Genomic DNA, 16,879 nt, shown 5'->3' with positions numbered 1-16,879 from the left:
GTAGCTAAAAGCAAATTTTTCATTTTTAATCTCACTGACATGCGTCAGTGAGCATTTTTATTTTTTGAGCAAAAACTCAAACGAATAGGTAGAATAATCTAAATTTTCTTCTATATAAATGATTACAAGATTTATAAGTTACTTAGAAAACACTTTCATAAAAAATTATCCTAAAAATCTTTAAAAAAATACTCAAATCCCTTGCAATGCTTGGTTCTTTGTGTTAAGATACTATGGTGCTGTAAAAAACAGCGTGTAGCTTTGATGCAAGAGGTTGCGACACGCTCGGTTGCATTGCCACGCAATCGCTTGTCGGTTTTCTTGTGGAGCTAGCCTATTATCTTAAATAGACGAAAAAAGGAGAAAAAGATGGCAAACAAAAAAATCCGCATCCGTTTGAAAGCTTACGAACATCGTACACTTGACACAGCGGCTGCAAAAATCGTAGAAACTGCTGCACGTACAGGTGCTGAAGTTGCGGGTCCAATCCCACTTCCAACTGAACGTAGCCTCTACACAATCATTCGTGCGACTCACAAATACAAAGATTCTCGCGAACAATTTGAAATGCGTACTCACAAACGCTTGATCGACATCATCAACCCAACTCAAAAAACAGTTGACGCTTTGATGAAGTTGGACCTTCCAAGCGGTGTGAACGTAGAAATCAAACTTTAATTTAAAGCTTGGTATCTTGAGCATAAAAAACGCTCGTTAAAAACTTTTTAGATAAAAAAATAGAAAAGGAAACATTTTCTCATGACAAAAGGAATCTTAGGGAAAAAAGTGGGAATGACTCAAATCTTCACTGAAGCTGGCGAATTAATCCCTGTAACTGTTGTTGAAGCAACTCCAAACGTTGTTCTTCAAGTGAAAACAGTTGAAACAGACGGTTACAACGCAGTTCAAGTTGGTTTTGATGACCTTCGTGATGTATTGAGCAACAAACCTGCTAAAGGACATGTAGCGAAAGCTAACACGGCTCCTAAGCGCTTCATTCGTGAATTCAAAAACATTGAAGGCTTGGAAGTTGGTGCGGAAATCACAGTTGATACATTCGAAGCTGGTGATGTTGTTGATGTAACAGGAACTTCAAAAGGTAAAGGTTTCCAAGGTGTAATCAAACGCCACGGCCAATCTCGCGGTCCAATGGCTCACGGTTCACGTTACCACCGTCGTCCTGGTTCAATGGGACCAGTTGCGCCAAACCGTGTTTTCAAAAACAAACACTTGGCTGGACGTATGGGTGGCAACCGTGTAACGATTCAAAATCTTGAAATCGTACAAGTTGTTCCAGAGAAAAACGTTATCTTGATCAAAGGAAACGTACCTGGTGCTAAGAAATCTCTTATCACTATCAAATCAGCAGTTAAAGCTGGTAAATAATAAAGAAAGGGGAAATCAGTCATAATGGCAAACGTAAAATTATTTGACCAAACTGGTAAAGAAGCTGGTGAAGTAGTTCTTAACGACGCAATCTTTGGTATTGAACCAAACGAATCAGTTGTCTTCGACGTGATCATCAGCCAACGCGCTAGCCTCCGTCAAGGAACTCACGCTGTTAAAAACCGTTCTGCAGTATCAGGCGGCGGACGCAAACCATGGCGTCAAAAAGGAACTGGACGTGCTCGTCAAGGTTCTATCCGCTCTCCACAATGGCGTGGTGGTGGTATCGTCTTCGGTCCAACTCCTCGTTCATATGCCTACAAACTTCCACAAAAAGTTCGTAGATTGGCATTGAAATCAGTTTACTCTGAAAAAGTTGCTGAAAACAAATTCGTAGCTGTAGACAGCCTTTCATTTACAGCTCCAAAAACTGCTGAGTTTGCAAAAGTGCTTGCAGCATTAAGCATTGACACAAAAGTACTTGTTATTCTTGAAGAAGGAAATGAATTTGCTGCACTTTCAGCACGTAACCTTCCAAATGTTAAAGTTGCAACAGCAACAACAGCAAGTGTTCTTGACATCGCAAACAGCGACAAACTTCTTGTTACTCAAGCAGCTATCTCTAAAATTGAGGAGGTTCTTGCATAATGAATTTGTATGACGTTATCAAAAAGCCTGTCATCACTGAAAGCTCAATGGCTCAGCTTGAAGCAGGCAAATACGTATTTGAAGTAGACACTCGCGCTCACAAACTTTTGATCAAGCAAGCTGTTGAAGCTGCTTTTGAAGGAGTTAAAGTTGCTAATGTCAACACTATCAACGTAAAACCTAAAGCAAAACGCGTTGGACGTTACACTGGTTTTACTAACAAAACTAAAAAAGCTATCATCACTCTGACAGCAGATTCAAAAGCAATCGAGTTGTTCGGAGCTGCTGAAGCAGAATAATCTAAGGAGGAAATATCGTGGGAATTCGTGTTTATAAACCAACAACAAACGGTCGCCGTAATATGACTTCTTTGGATTTCGCTGAAATCACTACTAGCACTCCAGAAAAATCTTTGCTCGTTTCTCTTAAGAGCAAAGCTGGTCGTAACAACAACGGACGCATCACTGTTCGTCACCAAGGTGGCGGTCACAAACGTCACTACCGTTTGATTGACTTCAAACGTAACAAAGATGCTGTTGAAGCAGTAGTTAAAACTATCGAGTACGATCCAAACCGTTCAGCAAACATCGCTTTGGTTCACTATACTGACGGTGTGAAGGCATACATCATCGCTCCTAAAGGTCTTGAAGTAGGTCAACGTATCGTTTCAGGTCCAGAAGCAGATATCAAAGTCGGCAACGCACTTCCACTTGCTAACATCCCAGTTGGTACTTTGGTTCACAACATTGAGTTGAAACCAGGTCGTGGTGGTGAATTGGTCCGTGCCGCTGGAGCTTCTGCTCAAGTATTGGGTCAAGAAGGTAAATATACTCTTGTTCGTCTTCAATCAGGCGAAGTTCGTATGATCCTTGGTACTTGCCGTGCTACAGTTGGTGTTGTCGGAAACGAACAACATGGCTTGGTTAACCTTGGTAAAGCAGGTCGTAGCCGTTGGAAAGGTATCCGTCCAACAGTTCGCGGTTCTGTAATGAACCCTAACGATCACCCACACGGTGGTGGTGAAGGTAAAGCACCAGTTGGTCGTAAAGCGCCATCTACTCCATGGGGCAAACCTGCTCTTGGTCTTAAAACTCGTAACAAGAAAGCGAAATCTGACAAACTTATCGTTCGTCGTCGCAACGAGAAATAATCTAAAACAATCTATCCGCCAGCTCGGTAGCGCTGCCTAGCAGCGCAGGCCGCTGTGGTACTTATTTTAAAGGAGAAAACATAAAAATGGGACGCAGTCTTAAAAAAGGACCTTTCGTCGATGAGCATTTGATGAAAAAAGTTGAAGCTCAAGCTAATGACGAAAAGAAAAAAGTTATTAAAACTTGGTCACGTCGTTCAACGATTTTCCCAAGTTTCATCGGTTACACAATCGCAGTCTATGACGGACGTAAACACGTACCTGTTTACATCCAAGAAGACATGGTAGGTCACAAGCTTGGTGAATTTGCACCAACTCGTACTTACAAAGGTCACGCTGCAGACGACAAGAAAACACGTAGAAAATAAGGAGAACATAAATGGCAGAAATTACTTCAGCTAAAGCAATGGCTCGTACAGTGCGTGTTTCACCTCGTAAAACTCGTCTAGTTCTTGACAATATCCGTGGTAAAAACGTCGCTGACGCAATCGCAATCTTGAAATTCACTCCAAACAAAGCTGCTGGCATTATTGAAAAAGTATTGATCTCTGCAATCGCTAATGCTGAAAACAACTTTGGTTTGGAAAAAGCTAACTTGGTAGTATCTGAAGCTTTCGCAAACGAAGGACCAACTATGAAACGTTTCCGTCCACGTGCTAAAGGTTCAGCTTCACCAATCAACAAACGCACAAGCCACATCACTGTGGTAGTTGCAGAAAAATAAGGAGGTAACATCGTGGGTCAAAAAGTACATCCAATTGGTATGCGTGTCGGCATCATCCGTGATTGGGATGCCAAATGGTATGCTGAAAAAGAATACGCGGATTACCTTCATGAAGATCTTGCAATCCGTAAATTCGTTCAAAAAGAATTGGCTGACGCAGCTGTTTCAACTATTGAAATCGAACGCGCAGTAAACAAAGTTAACGTTTCACTTCACACAGCTAAACCAGGTATGGTTATCGGTAAAGGTGGAGCAAACGTTGATGCACTTCGTGCAAAACTCAACAAATTAACTGGAAAACAAGTACACATCAACATCATCGAGATCAAATCTCCAGATTTGGATGCTCACCTTGTTGGTGAAGGAATTGCTCGTCAATTGGAGCAACGTGTTGCTTTCCGTCGTGCTCAAAAACAAGCAATCCAACGTGCAATGCGTGCAGGAGCTAAAGGAATCAAAACTCAAGTATCAGGTCGTTTGAACGGTGCAGATATCGCTCGTAGCGAAGGATACTCTGAAGGAACTGTTCCACTTCACACCCTTCGTGCGGATATCGATTACGCTTGGGAAGAAGCTGATACTACATACGGTAAACTTGGTGTTAAAGTATGGATCTACCGTGGTGAAGTTCTTCCAGCTCGTAAAAACACTAAAGGAGGTAAATAACCAATGTTAGTACCTAAACGTGTTAAACACCGTCGCGAATTCCGCGGAAAAATGCGTGGTGAAGCTAAAGGTGGTAAAGAAGTAACTTTTGGAGAATATGGTCTTCAAGCAACTACTAGCCACTGGATCACTAACCGTCAAATCGAAGCTGCCCGTATCGCTATGACTCGTTACATGAAGCGTGGTGGTAAAGTTTGGATCAAAATCTTCCCACACAAATCATACACTGCAAAAGCAATCGGTGTACGGATGGGATCTGGTAAAGGGGCTCCAGAAGGTTGGGTAGCACCAGTTAAACGTGGTAAAGTGATGTTTGAAATCGCTGGCGTATCAGAAGAAATCGCTCGTGAAGCTCTTCGTCTTGCAAGCCACAAATTGCCAGTTAAATGTAAATTCGTAAAGCGTGAAGCAGAATAAGGAGAAAGCATGAAACTTAAAGAAATTCAAGATTTTGTTAAAGAACTTCGTGGTCTTTCTCAAGAAGAACTCGCGAAGCGTGAAAATGAATTGAAGAAAGAATTGTTTGATCTTCGTTTCCAAGCCGCTACTGGTCAATTGGAGCAGACAGCGCGTTTGAAAGAAGTGAAAAAACAAATTGCACGTATCAAAACTGTTCAATCAGAAGTTAAATAATAGACTTGGGAAAGGAGAAATTCTAAAATGGAACGTAATCAACGTAAAACCCTCGTCGGACGCGTCGTTTCTGACAAGATGGATAAGACAATCACAGTTGTAGTTGAAACAAAACGTAACCACCCAGTCTATGGTAAGCGTATTAACTACTCTAAGAAGTACAAAGCACATGATGAAAACAATGTTGCCAAAGAAGGCGATATCGTTCGTATCATGGAAACTCGTCCGCTTTCAGCTACAAAACGCTTCCGTCTTGTAGAAGTTGTTGAAGAAGCGGTTATCATCTAATCAAACCAGAAAGGAGAAAACTTAAATGATTCAAACAGAAACTCGTTTGAAAGTTGCTGACAACAGCGGTGCTCGCGAAATCCTGACAATCAAAGTTCTTGGTGGTTCAGGACGTAAGTTCGCCAACATCGGTGATGTCATCGTGGCATCTGTAAAACAAGCTACTCCTGGTGGTGCGGTTAAAAAAGGTGACGTTGTAAAAGCGGTTATCGTTCGTACTAAATCAGGTGCTCGTCGTAAAGATGGTTCATACATCAAATTCGACGAAAACGCTGCAGTCATCATCCGTGAAGACAAAACTCCTCGCGGAACTCGTATCTTCGGCCCAGTTGCTCGCGAATTGCGTGACGGTGGCTTCATGAAGATCGTATCATTGGCTCCAGAAGTACTTTAATCTAAAAATCAAACAAGTCCCCTGGAAGTTTTCCAGGGTGCCCTCATGGGCGTAAGAAATTAAAGGAGAAACCTAATAATGTTTGTAAAAAAAGGCGACAAAGTTCGCGTAATTGCTGGTAAGGACAAGGGTGTTGAAGCACTTGTTGTTGCAGCTCTTCCAAAAGTAAACAAAGTTGTTGTTGAAGGTGTTAACCTTGTTAAGAAGCACCAAAAACCAAATAGCGAAAACCCTCAAGGTGCTATCGTAGAAAAAGAAGCACCAATCCATGCGTCAAACGTTCAAGTTCTTGACAAAAATGGTGTTGCAGGACGCGTTGGTTATAAGTTTGTAGACGGCAAAAAAGTTCGTTACAACAAAAAATCAGGCGAAGTGCTTGACTAATCACGAAGGAAAGGAGAAGTATAATGGCAAATCGTTTAAAAGAAAAATATCTTAATGAAGTAGTACCTGCTTTGACTGAAAAGTTCAACTACTCATCTGTTATGGCTGTGCCAAAAGTGGATAAAATCGTTTTGAACATGGGTGTCGGTGACGCTGTATCAAACGCTAAAAACCTTGAAAAAGCTGCTGAAGAATTGGCTCTTATCTCAGGTCAAAAACCACTTATCACTAAAGCTAAAAAATCAATCGCCGGCTTCCGTCTTCGTGAAGGTGTAGCGATCGGTGCTAAAGTAACCCTTCGTGGCGAACGTATGTATGAGTTCTTGGATAAATTGGTTACTGTATCACTTCCACGTGTGCGTGACTTCCATGGTGTTCCAACAAAATCATTTGATGGACGCGGAAACTACACACTTGGTGTGAAAGAACAACTGATCTTCCCAGAAATCAACTTTGATGACGTTGATAAGACTCGCGGTCTTGATATCGTTATCGTAACAACTGCTAACACTGACGAAGAGTCACGTGCATTGCTTACAGGCCTTGGAATGCCTTTTGCAAAATAATATAGGAGGTAAAACAAATGGCTAAAAAATCAATGATTGCTAAGAACAAACGCCCAGCGAAGTTCTCTACGCAAGCTTATACTCGTTGTGAAAAATGTGGCCGTCCACATTCAGTTTACCGCAAGTTTAAACTTTGCCGTGTTTGCTTCCGTGAATTAGCATACAAAGGACAAATCCCTGGCGTTACCAAAGCATCTTGGTAATTCTAGCTTCCAATTCCGTCATGATTCTTCGTTATCGGCTTTTGCCTAACTTTAGTTATGCCTACAAGCCGATGCCTAGACTCACTTAGGACTTGAAGCCTAGAAACTTATTCTGAGCCTAGCTCAATCATTAACTAGCAAGTGCAGCTTGCAAACTACTAGTAAGAGGAGAAATATAAAATGGTTATGACTGACCCAATTGCAGACTTCCTGACACGTATCCGTAACGCTAATCAAGCGAACCACGAAGTACTTGAAGTACCTGCATCAAACATCAAAAAAGGGATTGCTGAGATCCTGAAGCGTGAAGGTTTTGTAAAAAACGTTGAAATCATCGAAGATGACAAACAAGGCATCATCCGTGTCTTCCTTAAGTACGGACAAAATGGTGAAAAAGTTATCACTGGTTTGAAACGTGTTTCAAAACCAGGTCTACGTGTTTACAAGAAACGCGAAGACCTTCCAAAAGTCTTGAACGGACTTGGAATTGCTATTCTTTCAACATCTGAAGGTTTGCTGACTGATAAAGAAGCACGCCAAAAGAACGTTGGTGGAGAAGTTATCGCTTACGTTTGGTAAAATCAAGATACAAAGAGCGTCATGGGCAATGTGAAAATAGGAAATCTGACAAAGAGTGTTAACACTCTAGGAAGATTTGTCTTTTTCACACAGACCATAGCTCGTGTTCAATTTAGCTGATTTACTGATCAGCTAAATAGAGAGTAAATTAGTTTAGGAGAAAAAGATGAAAGCTACTGAATTGAATGAAAAACTTATTGTTGCAGAAGACGCTTTGGCTGAATTGTCAAAAGATGACCTTGTATCTCTTTTATGTGAAATTGGTTATAGTCCTGCGGCTATTGATGTATTGACAGAATATCAGGAGTTTGTCAAAGCTTTTCGAAAGAAACTAGGTTTGCTCTAATCCGAATGCCCCCCGTGAAAACTGGCCGTCATGGTCTGACAATTTAACAGGAGAAAATAAGTATGTCACGTATTGGTAATAAAGTTATCGTGTTGCCTGCTGGTGTTGAAATCACTAACAATGACAACGTTGTAACTGTAAAAGGACCTAAAGGAGAACTGACTCGTGAGTTCTCAAAAGATATTGAAATCCGTGTGGAAGGAACTGAAGTAACTCTTCACCGTCCAAACGATTCAAAAGAAATGAAAACAATCCACGGAACTACTCGTGCCCTTTTGAACAACATGGTTGTTGGAGTATCAGAAGGATTCAAGAAAGAACTTGAAATGCGTGGGGTTGGTTACCGTGCACAACTTCAAGGCTCAAAACTTGTCTTGGCTGTTGGTAAATCTCACCCAGACGAAGTTGAAGCTCCAGAAGGAATTACTTTTGAACTTCCAAACCCAACAACAATCGTTGTTAGCGGAATTTCAAAAGAAGCAGTTGGACAAACAGCTGCTTATGTACGTAGCCTTCGTGCACCAGAACCATATAAAGGTAAAGGTATCCGTTACGTTGGTGAATTCGTTCGCCGCAAAGAAGGTAAAACTGGTAAATAATATTGATTGGCTGATCTTTTCAGCCAGCCAATTTATTTTCCGATTTTGTGCTAAGGCACGTCAATAAAAATAAGAGGTGAAAATTGTGATTACGAAACCAGATAAAAATAAAATCCGCCAAAAACGCCACCGTCGCGTTCGCGGAAAACTCTCTGGAACTGCTGATCGCCCACGTTTGAACGTATTCCGTTCTAATACAGGCATCTACGCTCAAGTAATTGATGACGTAGCGGGTGTAACGCTCGCAAGCGCTTCAACTCTTGACAAAGAAGTTTCAAAAGGAACTAAAACTGAACAAGCCGTTGTTGTAGGTAAACTCGTTGCAGAACGTGCAGTTGCTAAAGGTATTTCTGAAGTGGTGTTTGACCGCGGTGGATATCTCTATCACGGACGTGTAAAAGCTTTGGCTGATGCAGCTCGTGAAAACGGATTGAAATTCTAATAGGGAGGACACTAGAAAATGGCATTTAAAGACAATGCAGTTGAACTTGAAGAACGCTTAGTTGCAGTCAACCGTGTTACTAAAGTTGTTAAAGGTGGACGTCGTCTTCGTTTTGCAGCTCTTGTAGTAGTTGGTGACCGCAACGGTCGTGTTGGTTTCGGTACTGGTAAAGCTCAAGAAGTACCAGAAGCTATCCGTAAAGCAGTTGAAGATGCGAAGAAAAACTTGATCGAAGTTCCAATGGTTGGTACAACTATTCCTCACGAAGTTCTTTCAGAATTTGGTGGAGCGAAAGTATTGCTTAAGCCAGCTGTTGAAGGTTCTGGAGTTGCTGCTGGTGGTGCTGTTCGTGCCGTCATCGAATTGGCGGGTGTGGCAGATGTTACATCTAAATCACTTGGTTCAAACACTCCAATCAACATCGTTCGCGCAACTGTTGAAGGCTTGAAACAATTGAAACGCGCTGAAGAAGTTGCTGCCCTTCGTGGTATTTCAGTTTCTGACTTGGCTTAAGAAAGGGGAACTCATGGCTCAAATTAAAATTACTTTGACTAAGTCTCCAATCGGACGCATCCCGTCACAACGTAAAACTGTTGTAGCACTTGGACTTGGCAAATTGAACAGCTCAGTTATCAAAGAAGACAATCCAGCGGTACGTGGTATGATCACTGCTGTATCTCACTTGGTAACTGTTGAAGAAGTTAAGTAAGCCTTAGCTGAAAAACTTTTATTAAGATACATTAGGGGATTTGAGAATTTTCTCAGCCCCTAAAACTAAATATATGTATAGGCGAGTTTGTATCAGAGACACCTTTTCTCTGGTACGAGCGCTAGCATTTTACAAAAGAGGAGAAAAAATAATGAAACTTCATGAATTACAACCTGCTGCAGGTTCACGTAAAGTTCGCAACCGTGTTGGTCGCGGTACTTCATCAGGTAACGGTAAAACTTCTGGTCGCGGTCAAAAAGGTCAAAAAGCACGTAGCGGTGGCGGTGTTCGTCTTGGTTTTGAAGGTGGACAAACTCCATTGTTCCGTCGTGTACCAAAACGTGGTTTCTTGAATGTAAACCGTAAAGAATACGCGATTGTTAACCTTGACCAATTAAATGTCTTTGAAGATGGTGCAGAAGTAACTCCAGTTGTTCTCATCGAAGCAGGTATTGTAAAAGCTGAAAAATCTGGTGTTAAGATTCTTGGTAACGGAGAATTGACTAAGAAGTTGACTGTTAAAGCAGCTAAATTCTCTAAATCAGCTGAAGAAGCTATCACTGCTAAAGGTGGTTCAGTCGAAGTCATCTAAGAGAGGTGACCTATGTTTTTCAAGCTATTAAAAGACGCACTTAAAATAAAACAAGTACGGTCTAAGATTTTGTTCACACTGTTCATCATCTTAGTTTTCCGTATTGGTACAACTATAACCGTTCCAGGAATTAATGCGAAAGCATTGAACAGTTTAAGCGATTTACCTTTCTTAAACATGCTTAGTTTGGTTTCTGGGAATGCCATGCGTAACTTCTCTGTTTTTGCCCTTGGAGTTAGTCCCTATATCACGGCTTCAATCGTGGTTCAGCTCTTGCAAATGGATTTGCTTCCAAAATTTGTAGAGTGGGGCAAGCAAGGGGAAGTAGGACGGAGAAAGCTGAATCAAGCAACTCGCTATATTTCCCTGGTATTGGCCTTTGTCCAATCTATCGGGATTACAGCTGGATTTGCGACTTTATCAAGAACTAAACTAGTAGCGAATCCAAATTGGCAAACCTATCTTTTGATTGGTGCCCTCCTCACGACAGGTTCAGTTATTGTGACCTGGTTAGGAGAGCAAATCACAGATAAGGGTTATGGTAATGGTGTATCCATGATTATCTTTGCAGGGATTGTATCTGGTATTCCTGGTATGATCAAAGGAATCTATGAAGATTACTTTGTTAATATCCCGAGCGATCGACTCAATTCGTCTTTGATTTTCGTTGGGATTTTAATTGTTGCAGTTTTGGTGATTATCTATTTCACAACCTTTGTGCAACAAGCTGAGTACAAAATTCCAATTCAATATACGAAGATTGCTCAAGGTGCCCCTTCAAGTTCCTACCTACCGTTAAAAGTAAATCCTGCTGGTGTTATCCCAGTTATCTTTGCAAGTTCGATTACAGCTGCTCCAGCAGCTATCTTCCAATTTGTAAGTGCTATGGGCTATAACGCATCATGGGTTCGGACGGCGCAGGCGCTTCTGGCGACTACAACCATCAGTGGTATGTTTACCTATGCTCTCTTGATTATTCTCTTTACTTTCTTTTATACATTTGTACAAATTAATCCTGAAAAGACAGCAGAGAATTTACAAAAGAGTGGAGCCTATATCCCAGGTGTTCGTCCAGGTAAGGGAACGGAAGAATATATGTCTAAATTGCTTCGCCGTTTGGCGACAGTTGGCTCACTATTCCTAGGGATTATCACAATCATTCCGATCCTAGCCAAAGATCTTTTTGGCCTGACCGATGCAGTCGCTCTTGGAGGAACCAGTCTTCTTATCATCATTTCGACAGGTATTGAAGGAATGAAGCAGTTGGAAGGTTACCTTTTGAAGCGTAAGTATGTCGGATTTATGGATACCACAACAGAATAGAAATAGGTTGACTTAGTCAACCTTCTATTTTGTTTTTAAAAAAGTTTATTAAGTGTTTTAATAGATTGCTTTAAAAACAAAAAAGGAGACAAAACATGAATCTTTTGATTATGGGCTTGCCAGGTGCAGGCAAGGGAACACAAGCAGCCAAAATTGTGGAACAATTCCACGTGGCACATATTTCAACTGGGGATATGTTCCGTGCTGCTATGGCCAATGAAACAGAAATGGGTGTTTTAGCGAAATCCTACATTTCTAAAGGCGAGTTGGTGCCAGATGAAGTGACAAACGGAATCGTGAAAGAGCGCTTGGCACAAGATGATATTAAAGAAACTGGTTTCTTGTTGGACGGTTATCCACGGACAATTGATCAAGCCCATGCTTTGGATAAAATCCTTGCGGATCTAGGCATCCAACTTGACGCAGTTATCAATATCGAAGTAAATCCAGATAGTTTGTTAGAACGTTTGAGTGGACGGATTATCCACCGCGAAACAGGGGAAACCTTCCACAAAGTTTTCAACCCACCAGTGGATTACAAAGAAGAAGACTACTACCAACGCGAAGATGACAAGCCTGAAACAGTAAAGCGTCGTTTGGATGTTAATATCGCTCAAGGCCAACCAATTATTGATCATTACCGCGCTCAAGGACTCGTTCATGACATTCAGGGCAATCAAGAGATTGAGGCAGTCTTCTCAGATATCGAAAAAGTCTTGTCAAATTTAAAATAAAAGCGTTTTTCCTGCTTGCAATATTTGACAAGTAGTGATACAATGAGTTAGTCTGACTTATAATTGTTACCTCTGTGCTCAGAGGAATCTATCGAAATTTAGGGAGGTGCTTTTGCGTGGCAAAAGACGATGTGATTGAAGTCGAAGGCAAGGTAGTCGATACTATGCCGAACGCAATGTTTACGGTTGAACTTGAAAATGGACATCAGATTTTAGCAACAGTTTCTGGTAAAATTCGTAAAAACTATATTCGTATTTTAGCGGGAGATCGTGTTACTGTCGAGATGAGTCCTTATGATTTGACACGTGGACGGATCACTTACCGCTTTAAATAATCGAAAAACTTGGAGGGATAAGAAATGAAAGTAAGACCATCGGTCAAACCAATTTGCGAATACTGCAAAGTTATTCGTCGTAATGGTCGTGTTATGGTAATTTGTCCAGCAAATCCAAAACACAAACAACGTCAAGGATAAGATAGAAAGGAGAAAACATGGCTCGTATTGCTGGAGTTGACATTCCAAATGACAAACGTGTAGTCGTTTCACTTACTTATGTGTACGGTATCGGACTTCCAACTTCTAAGAAAATTTTGGCAGCAGCTGGAATCTCAGAAGACATCCGTGTCAAAGATTTGACATCAGATCAAGAAGACGCAATCCGTCGCGAAGTGGATGCAATCAAGGTTGAAGGTGACCTTCGTCGTGAAGTAAACCTTAACATCAAACGTTTGATGGAAATCGGTTCATACCGTGGTATCCGTCACCGTCGTGGACTTCCTGTCCGTGGACAAAACACTAAAAACAATGCTCGTACTCGTAAAGGTAAAGCCGTTGCGATTGCAGGTAAGAAAAAATAATATAGGAGGTAAAAGTCTTGGCTAAACCAACACGTAAACGTCGTGTGAAGAAAAATATCGAATCTGGTATTGCACATATTCACGCTACATTTAATAACACTATTGTTATGATTACTGATGTGCATGGTAATGCGATTGCTTGGTCATCTGCTGGAGCTCTTGGTTTCAAAGGTTCTCGTAAATCTACACCATTTGCTGCCCAAATGGCATCTGAAGCAGCTGCTAAGTCTGCACAAGAACACGGTCTTAAATCAGTTGAAGTTACAGTTAAAGGTCCAGGTTCTGGTCGTGAGTCAGCTATTCGTGCACTTGCTGCAGCTGGTCTGGAAGTAACTGCTATTCGTGATGTGACTCCTGTGCCACACAATGGTGCTCGTCCTCCAAAACGTCGCCGTGTATAATCATAAACAATTACACTGCTTTTCGTTTAAGAGGGAGTTAACTAAATGATTGAGTTTGAAAAACCAAATATAACAAAAATTGATGAAAATAAAAATTATGGCAAGTTTGTAGTTGAGCCGCTAGAACGCGGTTACGGTACAACACTTGGAAATTCGCTTCGTCGTGTACTTCTCGCCTCACTTCCAGGTGCAGCAGTGACTTCTATCAACATTGAAGGAGTATTGCACGAATTTGATACGATTTCTGGGGTCCGTGAAGATGTTATGCAGATTATTCTGAACATCAAGGGGATTGCTGTAAAATCTTACGTCCAAGACGAAAAGATGATTGAATTGGATGTTGAAGGTCCTGCAGAAGTAACTGCTGGAGACATTTTGACAGACAGTGATATCGAAATTGTAAACCCTGATCATTATCTCTTTACAATCAGTGAAGGTGCTCGCTTCAAAGCGAAAATGGCTGTGAATAGCGGTCGTGGATATGTACCAGCTGACGAAAATAAAAAAGATGATGCACCAGTAGGCACACTTGCGGTAGATTCTATCTATACGCCTGTGACAAAAGTAAATTACCAAGTTGAGCCAGCTCGTGTTGGTAGCAACGATGGTTTTGATAAACTTACCCTTGAAATTTTAACGAATGGAACGATTATTCCCGAAGACGCTTTGGGACTATCAGCTCGTATCCTGACAGAGCATCTGAATCTCTTTACTGATTTAACTGAAGTTGCTATTTCAACTGATGTGATGAAGGAAGCTGAAAAATCTTCAGATGATCGCATTTTGGAACGTACTATTGAAGAATTGGATCTATCAGTTCGTTCATACAACTGTCTGAAACGCGCAGGAATTAATACTGTCTTTGATTTGACAGAAAAATCTGAGCCTGAAATGATGAAAGTTCGTAACTTGGGCCGCAAGAGTCTTGAAGAAGTTAAAGTTAAACTTGCTGACCTTGGTCTTGGGTTAAGAAATGATAAATAAAGGAGGAATACATGGCTTACCGTAAACTAGGACGCACTAGCTCACAACGTAAAGCAATGCTTCGTGATTTGACTACTGACTTGATTATCAATGGATCAATCGTAACAACTGAAGCTCGTGCTAAAGAAATCCGTAAAACAGTTGAAAAAATGATTACTCTTGGTAAACGTGGTGACTTGCATGCTCGTCGTCAAGCAGCAGCTTTTGTACGTAACGAAATTGCATCAGAAAACTACAATGAAGAGACTAACAAGTACACTACAACTACAGCTCTTCAAAAATTATTTTCTGAATTGGCACCTCGCTATGCTGAGCGCAATGGTGGATACACTCGTATTCTTAAGACTGAACCACGCCGTGGGGATGCTGCGCCAATGGCAATTATTGAATTAGTATAATTTTTATCAATTTTGTTGAGTGTTATGATGATGGAGTTCTTATACTCTTAGTCTAGCTCTGGTCTACCGCTAGGATTTTTCCTAGCGGGAACACTCATCATCATGATGAAAGGGTAGACGCTTGTTTACGAAATTGCTTTTAGTGAAAAACAATTTCGTAAGCAGGCGTTTTTGAATGGGAAAAGAAAAACTTTGTTGAGGGAAGGAGAAGAAATGCAAGATTCGATTGCTATTTTGAAAGAACGATATTTAGCCAATATAAAAGAAAATCCAGACTTATACATTGGGATTGAGTTAGAATTTCCAATTGTGAATCTTCAGGGAGGAGCAACAGATACTCGTGTAACAAGGGAGCTGTTAGTAAGGCTAAATTCAGACTATGGCTTTATCGTAGAAAGAAGGGATTCAGAGGGCAATCCTATCCAGTTAAAAGCTTCAGATAGCGAAGATCGGATACTTTTTGAAGTGTCTTATAATATTTTGGAATTTGCATTTGAAAAAGCGAAAACGATTCAGGAAGTCGAAAGACGCTTTAATCATTACTTAGACACCATTCAAAAGATTTTGCGCAAAAGTCATCATGAACTTCAGGGTCATGGTTTACATCCATTCTGGAAGGAGAATGATAATGGTCCTGTTAAATATCCCCGCTATCAAATGTTAATGCAATATCTAGCTTTGAGTGAGAAAATTGGAGGAGATTTCTTCCATCGCCATCCTGATTATGGTAGCTATATCTGTGGGAGCCAGGTACAGTTAGATGTTTCACGGGCAAATTTCATACAGGTAATTAACGCCTTTAATCAAATCGAGGCTGTCAAAGCTTATCTTTTTGCCAATTCAGAATTACTTACAGAAGATTTTAATACTAGAATTTCGAGAGACCGCTTCTGGGAAGAGTCCATGCATGGCTTGTTAGTAGAAAATGTTGGTGTTAATCCCCATGATTTCAAAGATGAGGAAGATTTTTTCAATTATTTAAATCATACAGCCATTTTCAATGTTGAGCGAGAGGGTGACACCTATTATTTTCCTCCTATCGTAGCTGGAGAGTATCTAAAGCAGGAGCAAATCAAGGGATACAATTTAAGTGGCGAGGAAAGCCTAATAATCCCCCATGCAGATGATTTTTGTAATCACAGGAGCTACCAGTACCAAGATTTGACAACGCGGGGAACGATCGAATTTAGGAGCACTTGCGCCCAGCCTCTGGATAGAACATTTGCACCAGCAGCTTTTCATTTGGGATTGTTGGTTAATCTTGAGGAAGTGACCGCTTATCTTAAAGATTGTGATTTCTTCAAATTAGAGGGGCGTAACTATAAAAGGCTGCGCAGAAAGTATTCGCAAATCGAGTTAACACAAGCGGATCAAGACTCTATTCAATCATTTGCAGCTGATCTCCTTCAATTAGCTGTTAAAGGTCTGGAGAAACGAAAAGAAGGGGAAGAGTGCTACTTATTACCGCTTATGAATGAGACATAAAGTAATTTCTTTTTAACCTCTAATAGCAAGCCGAAGCAAATTTCTTTATGTGATTGATTGGAGTGTGTATTATATTAGTTTGAGTATATTTGAATGAATTTAATTGTAGCTAGAGCATTAAGCGACTTTAGCAGCACGGTGATATAGAGAATAAGGGAGAGGTAAGAGGGAGAGGATACCTTTCCCTTTTAATTTATTGAGTTATAGGTAGTTTTAGAGGGGTTTGGAAGAAAAGATGAAAAAAAGATAAAAAAATTTCAAAAAAGTGTTGACAAGGGAATGGATAGGTGATATACTGATATAGTTGTCGCTTGAGAGGGCGACAAAGACCTTTGAAAACTGAACAAGACGAACCAATGTGCAGGGCACTACAACATATGTTGTAG

General features: G+C 40.8%; 31 protein-coding genes. All 31 read left to right on the top strand.

What is annotated here, in order from left to right:
* The first annotated feature begins 369 nt into the window (after nt 1-369).
* The 31 genes from rpsJ to PAN94_RS08965 all read left to right on the top strand — a co-directional run bounded on the left by rpsJ (nt 370) and on the right by PAN94_RS08965 (nt 16,493).
* Entirely contained in the window at nt 370-678 is a 309-nt protein-coding gene (rpsJ, locus tag PAN94_RS09115) for a 30S ribosomal protein S10 (protein WP_005591304.1), read from the top strand.
* 81 nt (nt 679-759) lie between these two features.
* A complete protein-coding gene (gene rplC / locus PAN94_RS09110) occupies nt 760-1,386 on the top strand; it encodes a 50S ribosomal protein L3 (RefSeq protein WP_045498245.1) in 627 nt (208 codons plus the stop codon).
* A gap of 24 nt (nt 1,387-1,410) precedes the next feature.
* Complete coding sequence (gene rplD / locus PAN94_RS09105; RefSeq protein WP_005591302.1) at nt 1,411-2,034, top strand: 50S ribosomal protein L4; 624 nt, start codon at nt 1,411-1,413, stop codon at nt 2,032-2,034.
* Nucleotides 2,034-2,333: a 50S ribosomal protein L23 gene (locus tag PAN94_RS09100; protein WP_005591301.1), complete on the top strand. Its 300-nt coding sequence runs from the start codon at nt 2,034-2,036 to the stop codon at nt 2,331-2,333. The genes rplD and PAN94_RS09100 overlap by 1 nt, the downstream gene beginning before the upstream one ends.
* A 17-nt stretch (nt 2,334-2,350) precedes the next feature.
* Nucleotides 2,351-3,184 (top strand): 50S ribosomal protein L2, encoded by an 834-nt coding sequence (gene rplB, locus PAN94_RS09095; protein WP_002894482.1) that lies wholly within the window; start codon nt 2,351-2,353, stop codon nt 3,182-3,184.
* An 86-nt stretch (nt 3,185-3,270) separates the two neighbouring features.
* A complete protein-coding gene (gene rpsS / locus PAN94_RS09090) occupies nt 3,271-3,552 on the top strand; it encodes a 30S ribosomal protein S19 (protein WP_000533766.1) in 282 nt (93 codons plus the stop codon).
* Between the two features lie 11 nt (nt 3,553-3,563).
* Nucleotides 3,564-3,908, top strand: a complete 345-nt coding sequence (gene rplV / locus PAN94_RS09085) for a 50S ribosomal protein L22 (protein ID WP_005591300.1) — start codon at nt 3,564-3,566, stop codon at nt 3,906-3,908.
* Between the two features lie 12 nt (nt 3,909-3,920).
* Nucleotides 3,921-4,574: a 30S ribosomal protein S3 gene (rpsC, locus tag PAN94_RS09080; RefSeq protein WP_005591299.1), complete on the top strand. Its 654-nt coding sequence runs from the start codon at nt 3,921-3,923 to the stop codon at nt 4,572-4,574.
* Nucleotides 4,575-4,577: 3 nt separating this feature from the next.
* Complete coding sequence (gene rplP, locus PAN94_RS09075) at nt 4,578-4,991, top strand: 50S ribosomal protein L16 (RefSeq protein ID WP_005591298.1); 414 nt, start codon at nt 4,578-4,580, stop codon at nt 4,989-4,991.
* Between the two features lie 9 nt (nt 4,992-5,000).
* Nucleotides 5,001-5,207, top strand: coding sequence for a 50S ribosomal protein L29 (rpmC, locus tag PAN94_RS09070; protein WP_005591297.1), 207 nt, complete (start codon nt 5,001-5,003; stop codon nt 5,205-5,207).
* Between the two features lie 27 nt (nt 5,208-5,234).
* On the top strand, nt 5,235-5,495 hold the full coding sequence (gene rpsQ / locus PAN94_RS09065; protein WP_002885836.1) for a 30S ribosomal protein S17: 261 nt from the start codon (nt 5,235-5,237) through the stop codon (nt 5,493-5,495).
* 25 nt (nt 5,496-5,520) lie between these two features.
* A complete protein-coding gene (gene rplN / locus PAN94_RS09060; protein ID WP_002894494.1) occupies nt 5,521-5,889 on the top strand; it encodes a 50S ribosomal protein L14 in 369 nt (122 codons plus the stop codon).
* Nucleotides 5,890-5,967: 78 nt separating this feature from the next.
* Nucleotides 5,968-6,273: a 50S ribosomal protein L24 gene (gene rplX, locus PAN94_RS09055; RefSeq protein ID WP_005591295.1), complete on the top strand. Its 306-nt coding sequence runs from the start codon at nt 5,968-5,970 to the stop codon at nt 6,271-6,273.
* A gap of 23 nt (nt 6,274-6,296) precedes the next feature.
* Nucleotides 6,297-6,839, top strand: coding sequence for a 50S ribosomal protein L5 (gene rplE / locus PAN94_RS09050; protein WP_005591294.1), 543 nt, complete (start codon nt 6,297-6,299; stop codon nt 6,837-6,839).
* A gap of 17 nt (nt 6,840-6,856) precedes the next feature.
* Nucleotides 6,857-7,042 carry a type Z 30S ribosomal protein S14 gene (locus tag PAN94_RS09045; protein ID WP_001085697.1) on the top strand — a complete coding sequence of 62 codons (186 nt, stop codon included), beginning with the start codon at nt 6,857-6,859 and terminating at the stop codon, nt 7,040-7,042.
* 180 nt (nt 7,043-7,222) lie between these two features.
* On the top strand, nt 7,223-7,621 hold the full coding sequence (rpsH, locus tag PAN94_RS09040) for a 30S ribosomal protein S8 (protein WP_002899666.1): 399 nt from the start codon (nt 7,223-7,225) through the stop codon (nt 7,619-7,621).
* A 166-nt stretch (nt 7,622-7,787) separates the two neighbouring features.
* On the top strand, nt 7,788-7,967 hold the full coding sequence (locus tag PAN94_RS09035) for a hypothetical protein (RefSeq protein ID WP_000648250.1): 180 nt from the start codon (nt 7,788-7,790) through the stop codon (nt 7,965-7,967).
* Nucleotides 7,968-8,029: 62 nt separating this feature from the next.
* A complete protein-coding gene (rplF, locus tag PAN94_RS09030) occupies nt 8,030-8,566 on the top strand; it encodes a 50S ribosomal protein L6 (RefSeq protein ID WP_005591293.1) in 537 nt (178 codons plus the stop codon).
* A gap of 85 nt (nt 8,567-8,651) precedes the next feature.
* A complete protein-coding gene (gene rplR, locus PAN94_RS09025; RefSeq protein WP_009659213.1) occupies nt 8,652-9,008 on the top strand; it encodes a 50S ribosomal protein L18 in 357 nt (118 codons plus the stop codon).
* A gap of 18 nt (nt 9,009-9,026) precedes the next feature.
* On the top strand, nt 9,027-9,521 hold the full coding sequence (rpsE, locus tag PAN94_RS09020) for a 30S ribosomal protein S5 (RefSeq protein ID WP_005591292.1): 495 nt from the start codon (nt 9,027-9,029) through the stop codon (nt 9,519-9,521).
* Between the two features lie 13 nt (nt 9,522-9,534).
* On the top strand, nt 9,535-9,717 hold the full coding sequence (gene rpmD / locus PAN94_RS09015) for a 50S ribosomal protein L30 (RefSeq protein ID WP_002894509.1): 183 nt from the start codon (nt 9,535-9,537) through the stop codon (nt 9,715-9,717).
* A 151-nt stretch (nt 9,718-9,868) separates the two neighbouring features.
* A complete protein-coding gene (gene rplO, locus PAN94_RS09010; RefSeq protein WP_045498220.1) occupies nt 9,869-10,309 on the top strand; it encodes a 50S ribosomal protein L15 in 441 nt (146 codons plus the stop codon).
* Nucleotides 10,310-10,321: 12 nt separating this feature from the next.
* Nucleotides 10,322-11,632, top strand: coding sequence for a preprotein translocase subunit SecY (gene secY / locus PAN94_RS09005; protein ID WP_005591290.1), 1,311 nt, complete (start codon nt 10,322-10,324; stop codon nt 11,630-11,632).
* Between the two features lie 95 nt (nt 11,633-11,727).
* Nucleotides 11,728-12,366, top strand: a complete 639-nt coding sequence (locus PAN94_RS09000; protein WP_062004996.1) for an adenylate kinase — start codon at nt 11,728-11,730, stop codon at nt 12,364-12,366.
* Nucleotides 12,367-12,482: 116 nt separating this feature from the next.
* Nucleotides 12,483-12,701, top strand: coding sequence for a translation initiation factor IF-1 (gene infA, locus PAN94_RS08995; protein WP_001029883.1), 219 nt, complete (start codon nt 12,483-12,485; stop codon nt 12,699-12,701).
* Nucleotides 12,702-12,725: 24 nt separating this feature from the next.
* Complete coding sequence (gene rpmJ / locus PAN94_RS08990) at nt 12,726-12,842, top strand: 50S ribosomal protein L36 (protein ID WP_001808836.1); 117 nt, start codon at nt 12,726-12,728, stop codon at nt 12,840-12,842.
* Nucleotides 12,843-12,859: 17 nt separating this feature from the next.
* Nucleotides 12,860-13,225: a 30S ribosomal protein S13 gene (gene rpsM, locus PAN94_RS08985; protein WP_005591288.1), complete on the top strand. Its 366-nt coding sequence runs from the start codon at nt 12,860-12,862 to the stop codon at nt 13,223-13,225.
* Nucleotides 13,226-13,242: 17 nt separating this feature from the next.
* The gene (gene rpsK / locus PAN94_RS08980; RefSeq protein WP_001118385.1) at nt 13,243-13,626 is read left to right on the top strand and encodes a 30S ribosomal protein S11; all 384 of its coding nucleotides are present in this window, start codon (nt 13,243-13,245) and stop codon (nt 13,624-13,626) included.
* Between the two features lie 45 nt (nt 13,627-13,671).
* The gene (locus PAN94_RS08975) at nt 13,672-14,610 is read left to right on the top strand and encodes a DNA-directed RNA polymerase subunit alpha (RefSeq protein ID WP_005591287.1); all 939 of its coding nucleotides are present in this window, start codon (nt 13,672-13,674) and stop codon (nt 14,608-14,610) included.
* Between the two features lie 11 nt (nt 14,611-14,621).
* Nucleotides 14,622-15,008, top strand: coding sequence for a 50S ribosomal protein L17 (gene rplQ, locus PAN94_RS08970; RefSeq protein WP_285875570.1), 387 nt, complete (start codon nt 14,622-14,624; stop codon nt 15,006-15,008).
* 213 nt (nt 15,009-15,221) lie between these two features.
* The gene (locus tag PAN94_RS08965) at nt 15,222-16,493 is read left to right on the top strand and encodes a glutamate-cysteine ligase family protein (RefSeq protein ID WP_285875569.1); all 1,272 of its coding nucleotides are present in this window, start codon (nt 15,222-15,224) and stop codon (nt 16,491-16,493) included.
* The last annotated feature ends 386 nt before the right edge of the window (nt 16,494-16,879 follow it).

The sequence above is a fragment of the Streptococcus sp. SC1 genome, from assembly GCF_030272855.1.
Lineage (GTDB): Bacteria > Bacillota > Bacilli > Lactobacillales > Streptococcaceae > Streptococcus.
The sequence above is the reverse complement of the archived record's forward strand: the minus strand, read 5'-3'. Positions and strand labels throughout refer to the sequence as shown.